This is a genomic window from Xanthomonas sp. NCPPB 3569, from assembly GCF_041475645.2.
In the GTDB taxonomy this organism is placed as follows: Bacteria; Pseudomonadota; Gammaproteobacteria; order Xanthomonadales; family Xanthomonadaceae; genus Xanthomonas; species Xanthomonas phaseoli.
In genome coordinates this window covers 600068-615598 of record NZ_CM192969.1, presented here as the reverse complement: position 1 = coordinate 615598, position 15531 = coordinate 600068, and the positions used below count along the sequence as shown (strand labels likewise).

Genomic DNA, 15531 nt, shown 5'->3' with positions numbered 1-15531 from the left:
CGTTTCTCTCGGGGGTCAATTGTCTTGGGACAGCAACACTGCCACCGGCGCACGTGCAAACAGCGTGGATAGCGCCACACGGCCGCGCTGCGGCTGCAGCGTGCTGCCGTCGAGCACATTACGGTATGTGCCCTCGCCCAATGCCAACGACGCCTGACCCCAGGCGGCAGGCGCCACCAGCAACGGCAGATCGCCCTCGCCCTCAACCCCGGCGCCCAGCCGCGTAACGGCCACCACCAGCGACTGACCGCGGTATTGGCGACGGAATGCCAGCACCTGCGCATCGCCGCTGACCGCCACATTCAGCGGCTGATAGTCGCCCTTCGCAAACAGCGCTGGAAATTCGCCGCGCAACTGCAGCAACAGCGCCGTCAGGCGTGCCTTGACCGCGCCATCGCGCCAGCTGCGCAGCAACCCGGTGAAGTCGCGCGCCTGCTGCAGCCACTGCTGGCGCTGGGCGTAATCCACCGGACGGCGGTTGTCCGGATCCACCAGCGACAGATCCCAGCCTTCGGTACCCTGGTACAGGTCGGGCACGCCGGGCACGGTCAGGCGCAAGGTGGTTTGCACCAGGCTGTTGCGCGCGCCCGCGGCAGCGATGTGGTTGCTGGCGCGCAGCAGCGCGCGCCGCAACGGCAGCCCGGCGCGGCTGCACAGCACCTGCTCCACGGTGGCCTGCACGGCTTGCTCATAGGCCGGCGAGCCGTCGGTCCAGCTGGTGTGCAGCTTGGCTTCGCGCACCGCCTTGAGCAGCCACTGCGCGATGCGCTCGGCGTAGCCGGCAAGTGGCTCGGTCTGGTCGGCGCCCAGGCCGATCGGCCACGCCGCCACCAGGGTCTGCCATAGCATCTGCTGGTCGCCGCCAGCCAGGGCCGGCGATTGGAGCGCGTCGGCCAGCGCATCGAACTGGGCGCTCTGCTCGATCCACCAGCGCGGTTGCTCGGACAACACCGCCAACCGCATGCGCAGGTCTTCGCCACGCTTGTGGTCGTGGGTGGCGGTGGCCAGCAACGCGCGTGGGTAGTGCTTGGCACGCTCGAGATTCTGCGCGTGGAACTCGGCCGCGTCGTTGGCGAAATGGGTGGGATGGCTGCCGACCTCGTTGCGCGACAGCAGCACGCCATGCCGGTAGAACGCGGTGTCTTCCACCGACTTGGCATTGAGCGGTGCGGACAGCTGCTCCACGCGACGGCGCAGGATGCGCCGCAAGGCGATCTGCGCCCGGTCTGCGCCGGCATCGTCGAGCAACCACCGCTCGATCGCATCCACGGCCGCCACGATCGATTCCGGCATCCCCTCGCGCGCCTTTGCCGCGGTGGCGCGCAAACGCTCCGCTTCGCTGCCGGTGATGCCCTTGGCGCCGGCATAGGTGCGATACACCGGGAACCAGCGCAGCAGCACGCACAAGCCGCGCGCCAGCATCTGCGGGCTGAACTCGCGCGTGGGCGGATCCAGCCGCGCCAACGCCGACAAGGCACCCACGGCGCGATTGAATTCGCTCTGCAGCGGGCCACGCAGGATCTCGTCGCGGGCGGTGCGTTCTTCCTGCGCAAAATCGCCACTGCGTCCGCTCAGCTTCTGCCAGGCACGCGCCAATGGCTTGAAGCCGGCCGCGTCGTGCAGCAGCCCGCCCACCTGGTCCATGAAGTCGTAACCGGTGGTGCCATCGCACGGCCAATCGGCGGGCAGGTACTCGCCCGGTGCGAGGATCTTTTCCAGGTACAGGCCCAGCGTGCCGGGCTTGAGCCCACGCGTGCGGCCGGCCGCATCCAGCCGGCTGCGCAGCTTGCGCACATAGCCGGTGGGGTCGGTCAGCCCGTCCACGTGGTCGATGCGCAAGCCGTCCAGATGGCCTTCGGCCACCAGCCGCAGCGGCAACGCGTGCACCGCGTCGAACACCGCCGGCAATTCCACCCGCAAGGCCACCAGCGAGGTGATATCGAAGAAGCGGCGGTAGTTGAGCATGTCGTTGCCCACGCGCCACCAGTTCAGGCGATACGGTTGGCGTTCGATCAACTTGTGCAGGCGGCCATCGCCACGCTTGGCGCCGTCGTTGTAGTCGCGCAGCCACTGCGCACGTGCGCCCTTTTCGGGGATGTCCAGCGTCTGCGGACGAATCGGATAACGCTGGTCGTAATGCGCCAAGGCGGCGCTGCCGTCGTCTTCGATCACCAGCGTGATCAGGCCTTCGGCCAGCGCTGTCGCATACGGGCGATCCAGCACCGCCAGCCACAGCTTGCCGTCGCGCCCGGGCGCGCGCCAATCGATGTCGAACCAGTCGGCGTGCTTGGCGCTGCGGCCGTTGCGCAGCACATCCCACCACCACGCGTTCTGCGCATGCGTGGCCATGTGGTTGGGCACGATGTCGGCGATCAGACCCATGCCGTGTTCGCGCGCGGCCTGCGAGAGCGCCACCAAGGCCTCTTCGCCGCCGAGTTCGGGATTGACCACGGTCGGGTCGATATTGTCGTAGCCGTGCGTGGAGCCCGGCACGGCCGTGCCGATCGGCGACAGGTACAGGTGACTGATGCCCAGGCCTGCGTAGTACGGCACCTGCGCGATCGCATCGTGCAGGGTGAAGCCGGCATGCAGCTGCAGGCGGGCGGTGGCGCGAAGATCGATCATGGATGCGGTTCCGAAACGGCCGCGACGCGGCGCGCCTCGGCAAAGCCGTGCAGCGCCGAATTCAGGCGCGCATGCGGCAAGGGATCGGGCAGGCGTCGACGCCAGTTGGGATGCACTTCGACGGTGCCCGGCAGGTTGGGTTGTTCGTCCAGGGCCAGCGCGTCTTCCACCGGCAACAAGGCCAGCGGCGAGACACTGGTGGCGGTGAAGCGCAATGCGCCCAGTAGCGGGTCGCGCGCACTGCTCAGGCCGGCAAGTTCGACAGCGGCATCCAGCCGTGCCACATCCTTGTTGCGCGCGGCGGCATCATCGCTGGCCTGCGCGGGCTGGATCAATTCCAGTTTGCGCCGCCATTCGATATCGCGGCCGGCGCGCCAGCCGGTGAGCGTGGGCAGGTCGTGCGTGGTGGTGGTGGCGATCGCGTCCGGCCGCCACAGCGCCGGCGAAACGAATGCGCCATCGTCGTTGCGGGTGAACATCAACACATCGATGCCCATCACTCCACGCCGCGAAAGTTCTTCGCGGATACCTGGCGGAACCACGCCCAGATCCTCGCCGATGACGATCGCCCGGTGCCGCCACGATTCCAGCGCCAGCAGGTTGAGCAGATCGTGCAACGGGTAGGTCAGATACGCACCTTCATTGGAGCTGGCGCCATCGGGGACCACCCATAGCCGCATCAGGCCCAGGATGTGATCGATGCGGATGCCGCCGCGGTCGCGCAGCACTGCGCGCAGCAGCGCGATGTACGGCGCGTAGCCGCTGCGCCGCAGCGCGGTGGGCGAATACGCACCGATGCCCCAATGCTGACCATCGGCATTGAAGGCATCCGGCGGCGCGCCCAGTACCAGGCCGCGCAATACGGTGTCGGCGGCGGCGGCGGCTTCGGCGCCGTTGGGGTCGAAGCCCACCGCCAGGTCGGCAATCAAGCCGATCTTCATCCCGCGCTCGTGCGCCTCGCGTTGCGCATCGGACCAGCTGCGCGCTGCCAGCCATTGCGTGAACACATGCAGCTGCGGATCGTTGTCGCCGAAATCCTGCGCGGCAAAGCGTGCAAAGCCCTCCAGCGCTGCGCCGCCGGCGTTGCGGAAGGCGACCAGATCGGCATGATCGGGGGATACGCGCGTATACAACTGGCGCAGCAATTCCCACTTGGCGTGCGCCGAGGCCTGCCAATCGATCAGTGCAGCGTTGTGCAAGCCATCGAAACATTCGCGCAGGCCGGGCACCGCGCTGATTGCATCCAGCGCCAGTTCGCCCAGGATGCGCACCGGCGCGGCGTGCAAGGGATCGAGAAAGCGCCGGTCGCTGGGCGAATACGGGCTGTAACCGCCGCTCACCGGGCGCGCGGCGTGCACCGGACTCAATGCCAGGGCGTCGGCGCCGGCCAGGGCCGCGTGCCGCAACCATTCCACCGTGCCGGCGGCATCGCCGATACCGCCGTCATCCAGGCTGCGTGCCGAATACACCTGCAGTGCCATGCCCCACGCACGCGGCGATGGTTGGCCGCAGGCATCGGCCACGCTGAAGCAACGTGGCGGCGCCACGGCCACCTGCTGGGTGATCGCGCCGATCTGCAGCGTCCAGTAACCGAACTGCTGCGGTGCGCACAGGCGCCCTTGCGCATCGGCGCGTGCGTCTTCGCTGGCGCCGCTGTCGTCGCTCCAGCGGCCACTGGCGTGTGCCGCCACGCGCAACGGCAGCGGCTGGCCCACCTGCACCGTCAACAGCGGCGCCGGTTCACTGGCCTGCGCCTGGCAGCGGCGCAGGCTGTCGGCGCGTTGCGCCGCGGTGGCGGCCGGCAATTCCAATGCGGTGAGCACCGCATGCACCGATTGCTCGGAGACCTGCCGCGGCTGGTCGCTGGCATCCACCCAATCCACCATCACCCCAGCCGCGGCGGCCAGGGTGCCCAGGTCGTCCCCGCCCGCATCGCGCGCACTCATGCCTGCGCCTCGTGCCAGGCGATGAAGCCGTCGACCGGTAATTGCTGCGCATCGGCAGCGACGTTTTCGACATGCGCCACGCGTCCGCGCAGCGGCGGCAACGGCACCGGCTGGGTGCCGACATTGAAGGCGATATGCCACAGCCCGCCCGGCAGCTCCCAGGTGGCGGTCACCGCGCCATCGGCAAGCACGCTGGCACGCACGGCGTGCGCCTGCGCCAGGCCCGGCACCAGCCACTGACGCCGCACGTCCAGCAGCGCTGTAAACCAGCTTGCCCACTGCGCGCCTTCGCCATGCGCGGCATCGGCGATCGGCGCACGCGATGCCGCGAACGTGGCATGGCTGTTCGGATCGGGAATGGTGGCGCGCTGGGCTTCATCGGCAAACGCGGCGAAGTGGGCGAACTCCTTGCGGCGGCCTTCGCGCACCGCCTCGTCCAACGGCGGGCCGAAGTCGGTGAAGAATAGGAACGGTTGCCTGGCGCCCCACGGTTCGCCCATGAAAAACAGCGGAATCATCGGCGTCAATGCGGTCAGCGCCAACGCCGCGCGCAGGCGCTGCGGCGACACCAGCACGCTCAGCCGCTCGCCACGCGCGCGGTTGCCGATCTGGTCGTGATTCTGCGCAAACACCACAAATTTATGCGGCGGCAGCGCACCGCTGGGCTCGCCGCGCACATGTCCGCGCGGATCCGGCTCGCCCTGGTAGGCGAACCCTTCGCCCAGCACGCGCGCCAGGTGCTCGGTCGGCTTGTCGGCGAACGCCGCGTAATAGCCTTCCTCTTCGCCGGTGAGCAGCACATGCAGTGCGTTATGGAAGTCGTCGTCCCACTGCGCGGTATAGCCGCGCTGCAGTTGCGAGGCCTGGTTGGCCTCGTTTTCCAGCACCAGGTGCACATGCCGCCCGGCCGGCAGGCTGGCCTCGATTGTCTCGCGCAAGGTATCCAGGAACGCATTGGGCGATATCGCATGCACCGCATCCAGGCGCAGGCCGTCGAACCCGTATTCGTGCAGCCACATCAGCGCGTTATCGAGGAAATAGCGCTGCACCGGTGGCTTGCGGAAATCGATCGCCGCGCCCCACGGGGTGGGCTTGTCCTCGTTGAAGAACGGCGCGGCATAGCTGTGCAGGTAATTGCCGTCCGGGCCGAAGTGGTTGTAGACCACATCCAGCAACACCATCAGGCCATGCCCGTGCGCGGCATCGATCAGCGCCTTCAGTTCGTCGGGGGTGCCATAGGCTTCCACCGGTGCATACGGCAACACGCCGTCGTAGCCCCAGTTGTGCGCGCCGGGAAACGCGCTCAACGGCATCAGTTCGATGGCGGTGATGCCCATTGCCGCAAGCTGCGGCAGTTGCGCCTGCACACCGGCATAGCCGCCGCAGGTGCCGACATGCAATTCGTAGATCACTGCCTCGTCCCACGGCCGCCCCTGCCACTGGGTGTGTTGCCAGGTATAGCCGTCGGTTGGCTGTACCGCGCTGGGGCCGTGCACGCCTTCGGGCTGCCAGCGCGAGGCCGGGTCCGGGACCGGCTCGCCGCCATCGACGCTGTAGCGGTAACGCGCATCGGCAGCGCAGCCGATGAGGGCGCTGGAAAAGCCGTCCTGTCCGGCCTGCAGCGCGCTGCGCACGCCGTTGTCGAAGACCACGTCCACGTTCTTGGCTGTCGGAGCCCAGAGCGCAAAGCGCACCTGTCCCTCACCCGCCGGCCAGGCGCCCCAGGCCGGTGTGATTGCATTGCGCTGGTTCATCGTTATTTCTCCGCTTGCAGATAGATCGTGGCCAGCGGCGGTAGGGTCAGGCGCAGACGTTGCGCATGCCCATGCATGCCCACCGGCTCGGTCGCCAGGCGACCGCTGTTGCCGAGGTTGCTGCCACCGTAATGGGCACTGTCGGTGTTGAGGATTTCGCGCCAGAGGCCGGCACGCGGCACCCCCACGTGATAGTCGTGATGCGGTTGCGGGGTGAGGTTGCTCACTGCCAGCAACGGTGCGCCGCCGGCAGGATCGTGGCGGACGAACGCCAGCACGCTGTTGCGCGCATCGTCGGCCACGCTCCAGTCGAAGCCGTCGGCGCGATGGCTGCTGCGATACAGCGCCGGCGTGCGGCGCAACGCGGCGTTGAGATCGCCTACCAGGTGCTGCATGCCACGATGGCGCGCGCCGTCCAGCAGGTGCCAATCCAGGGACTGGTCGTGATTCCAGTCGGCCCACTGGCCGAACTCGGCGCCCATGAACAGCAGCTTGTCGCCCGGGTGCGCCCACATCAGCGCCAGGTAGGCGCGCAGGTTGGCGAAGCGGCGCCAGTCATCGCCCGGCATCTGCCCGAGCAGGCCACCGGTGCCGTGCACCACTTCATCGTGCGAGAGCGGCAACACGAAGCGTTCGTCGAAGGCGTACACCAGCCCGAAGGTGAGCTGGCTATGGTGCTGCGCACGTTCGGCCGGATCGCGCTGCATGTAGCCCAGCGTGTCGTGCATCCAGCCCATGTTCCATTTGTGCGTGAAGCCCAGGCCGCCATCGCTGATCGCAGCAGTCACGCCCGGCCAGGCGGTGGATTCTTCGGCAATGGTGAGCACGCCGGGGAACTGCTTGGCGATTTCGCGGTTGAGCTGGCGCAGGAACGCCACCGCCTCCAGGTTCTCGCGGCCGCCCTGCGCGTTGGGCACCCACTCGCCTTCGGCACGGCCGTAGTCGCGATACAGCATCGAGGCCACCGCATCCACGCGCAGGCCGTCGAGGTGGTAGTGGTCGATCCACTCCAGCGCGCTGCCGAGCAGGTAAGCGGTCACTTCCGGCCGGCCGTAGTTGTAGATCAGCGTATTCCAGTCGCGATGCATGCCTTCGCGCGGGTCGGCATGCTCGTACAGTGCGGCGCCGTCAAACTGCGCCAGCCCGTGTGCGTCATCGGGGAAGTGCGCGCTGACCCAATCCAGGATCACGCCGATCCCGGCGCGGTGGCAGGCATCGACGAACTGCGCAAAGCCGTCCGGGCTGCCATGGCGCGCGGTGGGCGCATACAGGCCCAGCGGCTGATAGCCCCAGGACCCGCCGAACGGGTGTTCGGTGATCGGCAGCAATTCGATATGGGTGAAGCCGAGCTGCTGCACGTAAGGAATCAGCTGCTCGGCCAGGGTCGGCCAGTCCAGCGGCTGGTTGTGCCCGTCGCGGCGCCAGGAGGCGGCATGCACCTCGTAGATCGACAGCGGCGCGGGCACCGCGCCGGGGTCTCGGCTGGCCATCCAGGCCGCATCGGTCCAGGCGAATGTGGTGGCGCTGGGCACCACCGAGGCGGTTGCCGGTGGCAATTCGGTCTGCCGCGCCACCGGGTCGGCCTTGAGCAGCACCCGCCCATCGGCTGCGGTGACGGCATATTTGTAGCGGGCGCCGGCGTCCACGCGCGGCAGGAAGAGTTCCCAAAAGCCACCGATGCGATGCCGCATCGGATGCCGTCGCGTGTCCCAGCCGTTGAAGTCGCCGACCACCGCCACGCGTTGGGCATGCGGTGCCCACACCGCAAAGCGCACGCCCGGCACCTCGCCACAGTGAACATGCTGCGCGCCCAGCGCACGGCGCAAGGCCTGGCCATCGCCGGCAGCGATCTGCAGCAACAGCGATTCATCCAGCGTGGCCGCAAACGCGTACGGGTCTTCGACTTCCTGCACCCTGTCTGGCCACACGATGCGCAGCCGGTAGGGCCCATCGACCGCCAGGATGCCTTCGAAGACGCCATCGATGGCGCTGGCCTGCATGCGCGCAAGCAGCTTGCCACGCGGGTCGATCAAGCCCATCGCCTCGGCGCCCGGGGCCAGCACGCGCACCTGACGGCGTCCATCGGCGAGCGGCTTCGGTCCAAGCACTGCAAAGGCATCGGCCGGCAGGCCGTCGGCCAGGGCTTGCAGGGTCTGCGACATTTCCGAGATCCCTTCCGTGGTCACGCCGTCTGCTTCCGTGCGCTGCTCCTGCCCGCCCTGCCGTTCGCTCATGACACCGTCGCGAGCGCGGGCGCGTTTGCCGCGGTGTGTTCGTAGAGCGACAGGTATTTCTTGCCTGCCACGTCCCAACCACTGGGACGCAGCATGGCTGCGCGCCGCATCGCAGACAGCAGGCTGGGCAGGCGGAAGGTGCGGAAGGCGCGCTCCAGGCAGCGGCGCAGGGCTTCGACGCTGGCATGCTGGAACAGGAAACCGGTCACGCCATCGTCCACGGTGTCGATCAGCCCGCCAGTCGCGTGCGCGATCGGCAGGCAGCCGAAACGCTGCGCATACATCTGGCTCAGGCCGCAGGGCTCGAAGCGCGAGGGCATCAGCAGGAAGTCGGCACCGGCGAACATGCGCCGGGCCAGGCCTTCCTCGAAGCCGATGAAGGCGCCTACCTGGCCGGGGTAGCTCCGGGTCAGCTCGGCCACCTGGCGTTCGATCTCCGGCTCGCCGCCGCCGATCACCGCGATCTGGCCGCCAGCGGCCACGATCTGCGGGGCCACCTCGCAAATCAGATCAAGGCCTTTCTGGTGCACCAACCGCGACACCACCGCAAACAGCGGGCCGGTACTTTCGCGCAGCCCGAACGCCTTGCGCACCTGCGCCGCGTTGTCCTGCCGGCCCTGCCATTGGTTCACGCTGAAGTGCGAATCCAGGTATTCGTCGGTGCGCGGGTCCCAGCTGGCGTCGATGCCGTTGACGATGCCGGTGAGCGCGCCCTTGGCGGCGCGACCGGCCAATAGCCGGTCCAGGCCGCAGCCCTGGGCCGGGCCGGTGATCTGCTTGGCGTAGCTGACGCTGACCGTGTTGACGTGGTCGGCATTGACGATGCCGCCGCGCAGGAACGACATCTGCCCGTAGAACTCCAGCTCGGCCACCCGCTCGGCGGGGATGCCCAGCGCGGCGGCCATCGAATAAGGCACCAGACCCTGGTAGGCCAGGTTATGGATGGTCAGCAAACACGGGGTAGTGCCGCCGGACCAACGCACATAGCCGGCCGCCAGCGCGCATGGCCAGTCGTTCAGATGCAGCAGGCGCGGCTTCCAACCCAAGCCGGCGTGGCCGGCGGCGATCTGCGCGGCGGCATGCGACAAGGTGGCAAAGCGGATCGCGTTGTCTTCGAACTCCGAACCGCTGGTGCTCACATAGGGCGAGCCGTCGCGTTCGAACAGTTCCTTGGACAGCAGGATGTAGATCGGCAGCCCGTCCGATTGCACGATGCGGCCGATGTCGCAGGCCGGCAGCGCGGCATGCGCCAACACGCGGCCCACGATCTCCACCTTGCCTGCGCGCTCGAGCACGGCACGGTAGCCGGGGATCAGCACGCGGACGTCGTAGCGATGGCGCAGCGCGCGCGGCAGCGCGGCCGCCACGTCGCCCAACCCGCCGGCCTTGATGAAGTCGGCCATTTCCGACACCACGAACAAGGCGCCGCGCGTATCTGCCAACGAAACCGGCAAGCGCTCGTGGTGACGAATGAAGCGGCCACGCGCATCGCGCGGGCGCCCACTCTTCTTCAGAGTCGGGAGCAGCGTACTGCGCTCTACGCGTGCGGTAGTGGCGTGAAGCGGCATCATGGCAACCATCTAAACGTCCGTCGTAATGTGGGTGGAGACGGAAAAACGGCGAAGCGAAAACCGCCGTCTGCCGATTCAGCCAGACGACTTGCTACGAGTGAGGAGCGTGGGCAACGCGCGGACTCCACGTCGCCCTTGCAGAGGAATCTACACCCCGACCAAATAAAATATGCGTGAACACGTGCTGACTTTTCTGCGACAGCCCACATTCCTTTACGCACAGTTGCGCATGCCGCAAGGCATAAGCGCCACATTGCAGTGCAATGACATCCCCGTATCGGTGCGTGTGCCGTGACATGCACCGAATACGGGAACGTTCGGCCGCGCTCGCCCTCATCTGGGTAACTGGTTCATCGACGCCTCACTTCGTTGATCGCGACCGCGCTTCGCGTTTGGCCTGCAGGCCGTCGGTGCGCGCTACGGCCCGGCTTGCTCAAGCGCCCCCGCTGCGCGCCGATATCGAGCGTTAGCACAAGACATTCCGAGACCCTGGCGCATGGCAGACCAGCCCGAACACCCAAGCCGCCCCCGTGGCGGGCTGCGCCGCCTGTTGCCCTGGGGCGGCACGGACACCGCACGCCCTGCCGCTGCCCTGCCGACGGTGATCAAGGGAGAGCGCAGCGGTCCTGGCATGGCCGCGCACCAGCTGGTGCCCGCCAAGGCCAAGTCCGGCGCACACGATCCGGCCGCTGCCACTGCATTGCTGATACGGCTGTTTTCGCATGCCGCGCATCCGGAGGCGCTGCTGCTCGCGTTCGCCGAAGGCATCGCCAGCCTGCATGGCGAGCTCGGCGACATGGGCGTGCGCCTGAGCGCGGCCTATGCGGCCGGCGACTGGCCCGGCTATGGCCGTGCCTTGCGCCAGCTCATCGACAAATACATCCGCACCATCGACATCGGCGATTCGCTGGCCGAAGGCCGCACGGAGGCCGAGCAGCTGCGCGACCTGCTGCGCCACGCGCTGGGCAATGCGCTGGCCACGCTGTTGCAACGCAGCCCGGAGCTGGCCGAAGAGGCGCAAACGCTGGCCTCGGCGCTGCGCCACTGGCGCCCCGGACACGAGCTGATCACGCTGGAACAACGCCTGCGCGAACTCAGCCACCAGATCGGCCTGCGCGCCGAAGATGCCAGCGAACAACAGAACCTCTTGTTGGGCTTGTTCGACCTATTGCTGGAGAACGTCGGCGAACTCCTCGACGATCGCAGCTGGTTGCAGGGCCAGATCTCGGTGGTGCGGCAACTGATTTCCGGCCCGCTGGACGTCGGTTCCATCGAACAGGCACGTGGCACCCTGCGCGAGGTGACCTACAAGCAGGGCCTGCTCAAGCAGGGCATCGCCGAATCCAAGACCGCCATGCGCGAAATGATGGTGTCCTTCGTCGACCGGCTGGACGGCATGGCCACCAGCACGGGCGAATACCACGACCGCGTGGCCGGGTATTCGCAGGCGATCGGCGAGGCGCGCGGCATTCCCGACCTCAACCGGCTGCTGCAGGATCTGCTGCAGGACACCGCCGGCGTGCAGGCGCAGGCCCTGGCGGCGCGCGACGAACTGCTCGCGGCGCGCCGGCAGGTGGAAGATTCCGAACAGCGCATCGCATCCCTCGAACAGGAGCTCAAGGACGTCGCCGGCCTGGTGCGCGAAGACCAGCTGACCGGCGCGCTCAACCGGCGCGGCTTCGAAGAACTGTTCCAGCGCGAGGCCGTGCGCACCCAGCGCAGTGGCCAGCCCTTGTGCGTGGCGATGCTGGACCTGGACGACTTCCGCCGCCTCAACGAGACCCACGGCCATGCCGGCGGCGACGCGGCGCTGCGCCACACCGTGGAGGTGGCCAAGGCGGTGTTGCGCACCACCGACGCCATCGCCCGCTTCGGCGGCGAGGAATTCGTCCTGCTGCTGCCGGACTCGACCATTTTCGAAGCCAGCGCGGCAGTGATCCGCCTGCAACGCGCCCTGTCGCAGCGCTCGCTGCTGCATGACGACGTGCGCGTGTTTATCAGCTTCAGCGCCGGCGTGGCGCTACGCGGAACCGACGAGACCCAGGACGAGGTCATCCGCCGCGCCGACCGCGCCATGTACGACGCCAAGGCGGCCGGCAAGAACCGGGTGATCAACGCGGATTAGCGGCGACCGGCCGCGAACGCCCGGCGTGCCCGAGCGGTCGCCGCGCAGTGATTCCCGTGCAGGCTTGTCTGGCGGCGCGCATGCATCAATGCGCGGGCTTGGTCCCGCGCAGCTTCTGAAACAGCATCACCGCGCCCAGCACGACGGCACCGGCGACCACGCCAACCAGCATGTTGCCCAGCGCTTCGACCAGCCAGCCCATGCCGCCGGCCGACTTGGCCAGATCCACTACCAGATGATGCAGCGCCGGGACGTTGTGCACCAGGATGCCGCCGCCGACCAGGAACATCGCCAGCGTGCCGGCCACCGACAGGAACTTCATCAACCACGGTGCCGCCACCAGGATGCCGCGACCCAGGGCCGCCAGCGCGGCGCCCTTCTTGGTCAGGTACAGGCCCAGGTCGTCCAGCTTCACGATCGCGGCGACCACGCCGTAGACGCCGATGGTCATCGCCAGCGCAATGGCCACCAGCACCGCCACCTGCTGCCCGAAGGACACCTCCGAGACCACGCCCAGCGAGAGCACGATGATCTCGGCCGAGAGGATGAAATCGGTGCGGATCGCGCCCTTCACCTTGTCCTTTTCCAACGCCACCACGTCCACGTTCTGGTCGGCCAGCGCGCGGGTGCGTTCGGCATGCCGCTGCGCTTCTTCTTCGTCGTTGTGCAGGAACTTGTGCGCCAGCTTTTCCACGCCCTCAAAGCACAGGTAGGCGCCACCGATCATCATCAGCGGCATCACCAACGGGACGTTGTAGCCGCGTCCGCGCAGCCAGGCTTCCAGCGCGCTGATCGCCAAGGCCGCCGGCACCAGGATCATCTTGTTGACCAGCGAGCCCTTGGCCACCGCCCACACCACCGGCAGTTCGCGGTCGGCAGTGACGCCGGTGACCTGCTGCGCGTTGAGCGCCAGATCGTCGCCCAGCACGCCTGCGGTCTTCTTGGCCGCAACCTTGGTCAGGATGGAAACGTCGTCCAGCAGCGTGGCGATGTCGTCGAGCAGGGTGAACAGGCTGGCACCGGCCATGCGCAAGGTCCTTCTAGGGTGGTCGCGAATTCTCGCCGATCCCGCACCCGCGTGGGGTGATGAGCCGCCATTGCGCGGTCGTTGCATGCTGTTGGCGGGGCGATGCAAGCACCGCTATGCCTGCGCTTGCGGCCGTTCGTGCCTGCCCCGGGCAGGCTTGCCTGCGGTGTGCGGGCGGGCGCGGATTCACCACGCGACGACCCGTCGCTGGCCACACTCGCCGCCTGCATGACGCCCCGGAGATGGCCTTGAGTCACAACGACCCGCACCGCGCCCCGGCTGCAAGCCCGGCCGATCATGCCGTGATTGGCGGCATGAGCCGGCGCACGCAGATCCTGCGCTTGCTGTTGCGCTATCGCGGCTCGGGCGTGTTCGCTGGCATGAACCTGGATCCGGCGGCCATCAACGAATACGAAGTGCCCGCAGAAGGCACCCCGGACCAGTTCGTCTCCGACTTGGAATCGCTAGGCCCCACCTTCGTCAAGCTGGGCCAGATGCTGTCCACGCGCCCGGACATCGTGCCGCCGGAGTTCGCCACCGCGCTGGAGCGCATGCAGGAGAACACCAGCTCGGTGCCGGTGGAGCGCATCCGCCAGATCATCGAGGAAGAACTCGGCGTGTCGGTCAACAAGGCCTTCTCGCACTTCGACCCGGTCCCGTTGGGCTGCGCCTCGCTGGCGCAGGTCCACCGCGCTGCGCTGCGCGACGGCACGCCGGTAGCGATCAAGGTGCAGAAGCCCGAAGTGGCCGCGCAGGTCCGTTCGGACCTGGACGTGCTCAAGAGCTTCGCCACCGCCGCCGACCGCCTCACTGGTATCGGGCGGCGGGTGCGCTTTGCCGACTGGCTGGGCGAATTCGGCAAGACCCTGCGCGCCGAGCTCAACTACGAGGACGAAGCCGAAACCTTGGCGCGCTTCGGCAAGCACCTCAAGCCGTTCCCCTTGCTGTGGGTGCCGCAACCGGTGTGGGACCTGAGCAGCCGCAAGGTGTTGACCATGCAGCTGGCCGAAGGCGTGCGCGTGGACAAGATCTCCGGCCTGCGTCGCACCGAACAGCCGATGGACGAGCTGGCCGCGGAACTGGTCAAAGGGTATCTGGACCAGATGTTCGTGCATGGCGAAATCCATGCCGACCCGCATCCGGGCAATCTGCGCGTGCTGCAAGACGGGCGCCTGGCCATCTTCGACCTGGGCATGGTGGCGCATGTGCCGCCGCGGCTGCGCGAGCGCCTGCTCAAGCTGCTGTTTGCCGCGGTCGATGGGCGCGGCGAGGAAGTGGCCGAAGAGACTATTGCGCTGAGCACGCGGCTGGAGGATTACGACGAAGAGCGCTACCAGCGCGAAACCGGGCAGATGATCGCGCGCTATGCAGCGCACGATGCCACCTCCGAAGGCCGGGTGGTGCTGGATCTGGTGCGCATCGCCACCTCGACCGGCCTGCGGACGCCGCCGGAGTTGAGCCTGCTCGGCAAGACCTTGCTGAATCTGGAAGGCGTGTGCCGCGCGTTGTCGCCCACGCTGGACACGCGCCGCATCGTCGAGCGCCATCTGCAGCACGTGATGCGCGCGCGTCTGAAGAAGTCCCTGTCCGCCGCCAACCTCGCCAGCGAGGCGATGGAACTGCAGCATCTGGTGCGCGAAGGACCGCGCCGCATGTCCGAGATCCTGTCGCTGGCTGCGGAAAACCGCCTGCAGATGCGCGTCACCGGGCTGGAAGAATCGCATCTGATGGAAAGCCTGCAGAAGATCGCCAACCGCGTGGCGGCGGGCATCGTCACCGCCGCGCTGATCATGGCGTCGGCGCAGATGATGCGCATCGAAACCGGTTTGAAGCTGTGGGGCTACCCGGCCATTGCCATGGTGCTGTTCCTGCTCGGGGTCGTGCTGGGGCTGGGCATCGTGGTCAGTGCGCTGCTGTTCGACCGCCGCGTACGTGCGCGCGAAGAGCGCGGGCACCGCTAGCGCTGCGCTCGATCATCTCGCAAGCATCCTGCTGCATGCCAGTCCTGAGTCGTGCTGCACGGCTGCCGTTACTCGTGCTGCATAACCTGCAAGGATGGAGCGCATTGCCGGCCTGACCTGCCTGAAACGGGTGATACCCGGGTGAACCACACGTCTCGGCAGCCACCTGCAACAAGCCCTCTCCCGCGGGAGACGGGTTGGGGTGAGGGTCCAGGGCAGTGCCATGCACTCACGTTGCGCCGAAGCACCAAGCGTCCTCGCACCATCGCCGGCCATACGACCAGCAGC

8 protein-coding genes are annotated in these 15531 nt (G+C 67.7%); 2 read left to right on the top strand and 6 right to left on the bottom strand.

Translation table 11 applies throughout. The features are described from left to right. Nucleotides 1-15: 15 nt before the first annotated feature. From treY to glgA, 5 genes are read right to left on the bottom strand one after another with little or no spacing between them, the layout of a single operon-like run. Nucleotides 16-2625, bottom strand: a complete 2610-nt coding sequence (gene treY, locus ACCQ03_RS02510) for a malto-oligosyltrehalose synthase (protein WP_209225222.1) — start codon at nucleotides 2623-2625, stop codon at nucleotides 16-18. Beyond that, a complete protein-coding gene (locus ACCQ03_RS02505; protein ID WP_209225220.1) occupies nucleotides 2622-4571 on the bottom strand; it encodes a 4-alpha-glucanotransferase in 1950 nt (649 codons plus the stop codon). Before ACCQ03_RS02505 ends, treY begins: the two co-directional genes overlap by 4 nt. Continuing rightward, on the bottom strand, nucleotides 4568-6325 hold the full coding sequence (treZ, locus tag ACCQ03_RS02500; RefSeq protein WP_209225218.1) for a malto-oligosyltrehalose trehalohydrolase: 1758 nt from the start codon (nucleotides 6323-6325) through the stop codon (nucleotides 4568-4570). The genes ACCQ03_RS02505 and treZ overlap by 4 nt, the downstream gene beginning before the upstream one ends. A 2-nt stretch (nucleotides 6326-6327) precedes the next feature. Next, nucleotides 6328-8559, bottom strand: coding sequence for a 1,4-alpha-glucan branching enzyme (locus ACCQ03_RS02495; protein WP_209225215.1), 2232 nt, complete (start codon nucleotides 8557-8559; stop codon nucleotides 6328-6330). Continuing rightward, a complete protein-coding gene (gene glgA, locus ACCQ03_RS02490) occupies nucleotides 8556-10139 on the bottom strand; it encodes a glycogen synthase GlgA (protein WP_209225213.1) in 1584 nt (527 codons plus the stop codon). The genes ACCQ03_RS02495 and glgA overlap by 4 nt, the downstream gene beginning before the upstream one ends. A gap of 487 nt (nucleotides 10140-10626) precedes the next feature. Here glgA and ACCQ03_RS02485 point away from each other — a divergent pair, with 487 nt between their 5' ends. Next, the gene (locus ACCQ03_RS02485; RefSeq protein ID WP_057677638.1) at nucleotides 10627-12255 is read left to right on the top strand and encodes a GGDEF domain-containing protein; all 1629 of its coding nucleotides are present in this window, start codon (nucleotides 10627-10629) and stop codon (nucleotides 12253-12255) included. Nucleotides 12256-12340: 85 nt separating this feature from the next. On the opposite strand, the gene ACCQ03_RS02480 is transcribed toward ACCQ03_RS02485, so the two are convergent. Continuing rightward, nucleotides 12341-13282 (bottom strand): DUF808 domain-containing protein, encoded by a 942-nt coding sequence (locus ACCQ03_RS02480; protein ID WP_209225210.1) that lies wholly within the window; start codon nucleotides 13280-13282, stop codon nucleotides 12341-12343. A gap of 59 nt (nucleotides 13283-13341) precedes the next feature. On the opposite strand from ACCQ03_RS02480, the gene ACCQ03_RS02475 reads away from it, so the two are divergent. Further along, nucleotides 13342-15243 carry an ABC1 kinase family protein gene (locus tag ACCQ03_RS02475; RefSeq protein WP_170922383.1) on the top strand — a complete coding sequence of 634 codons (1902 nt, stop codon included), beginning with the start codon at nucleotides 13342-13344 and terminating at the stop codon, nucleotides 15241-15243. Nucleotides 15244-15531 lie beyond the last annotated feature (288 nt).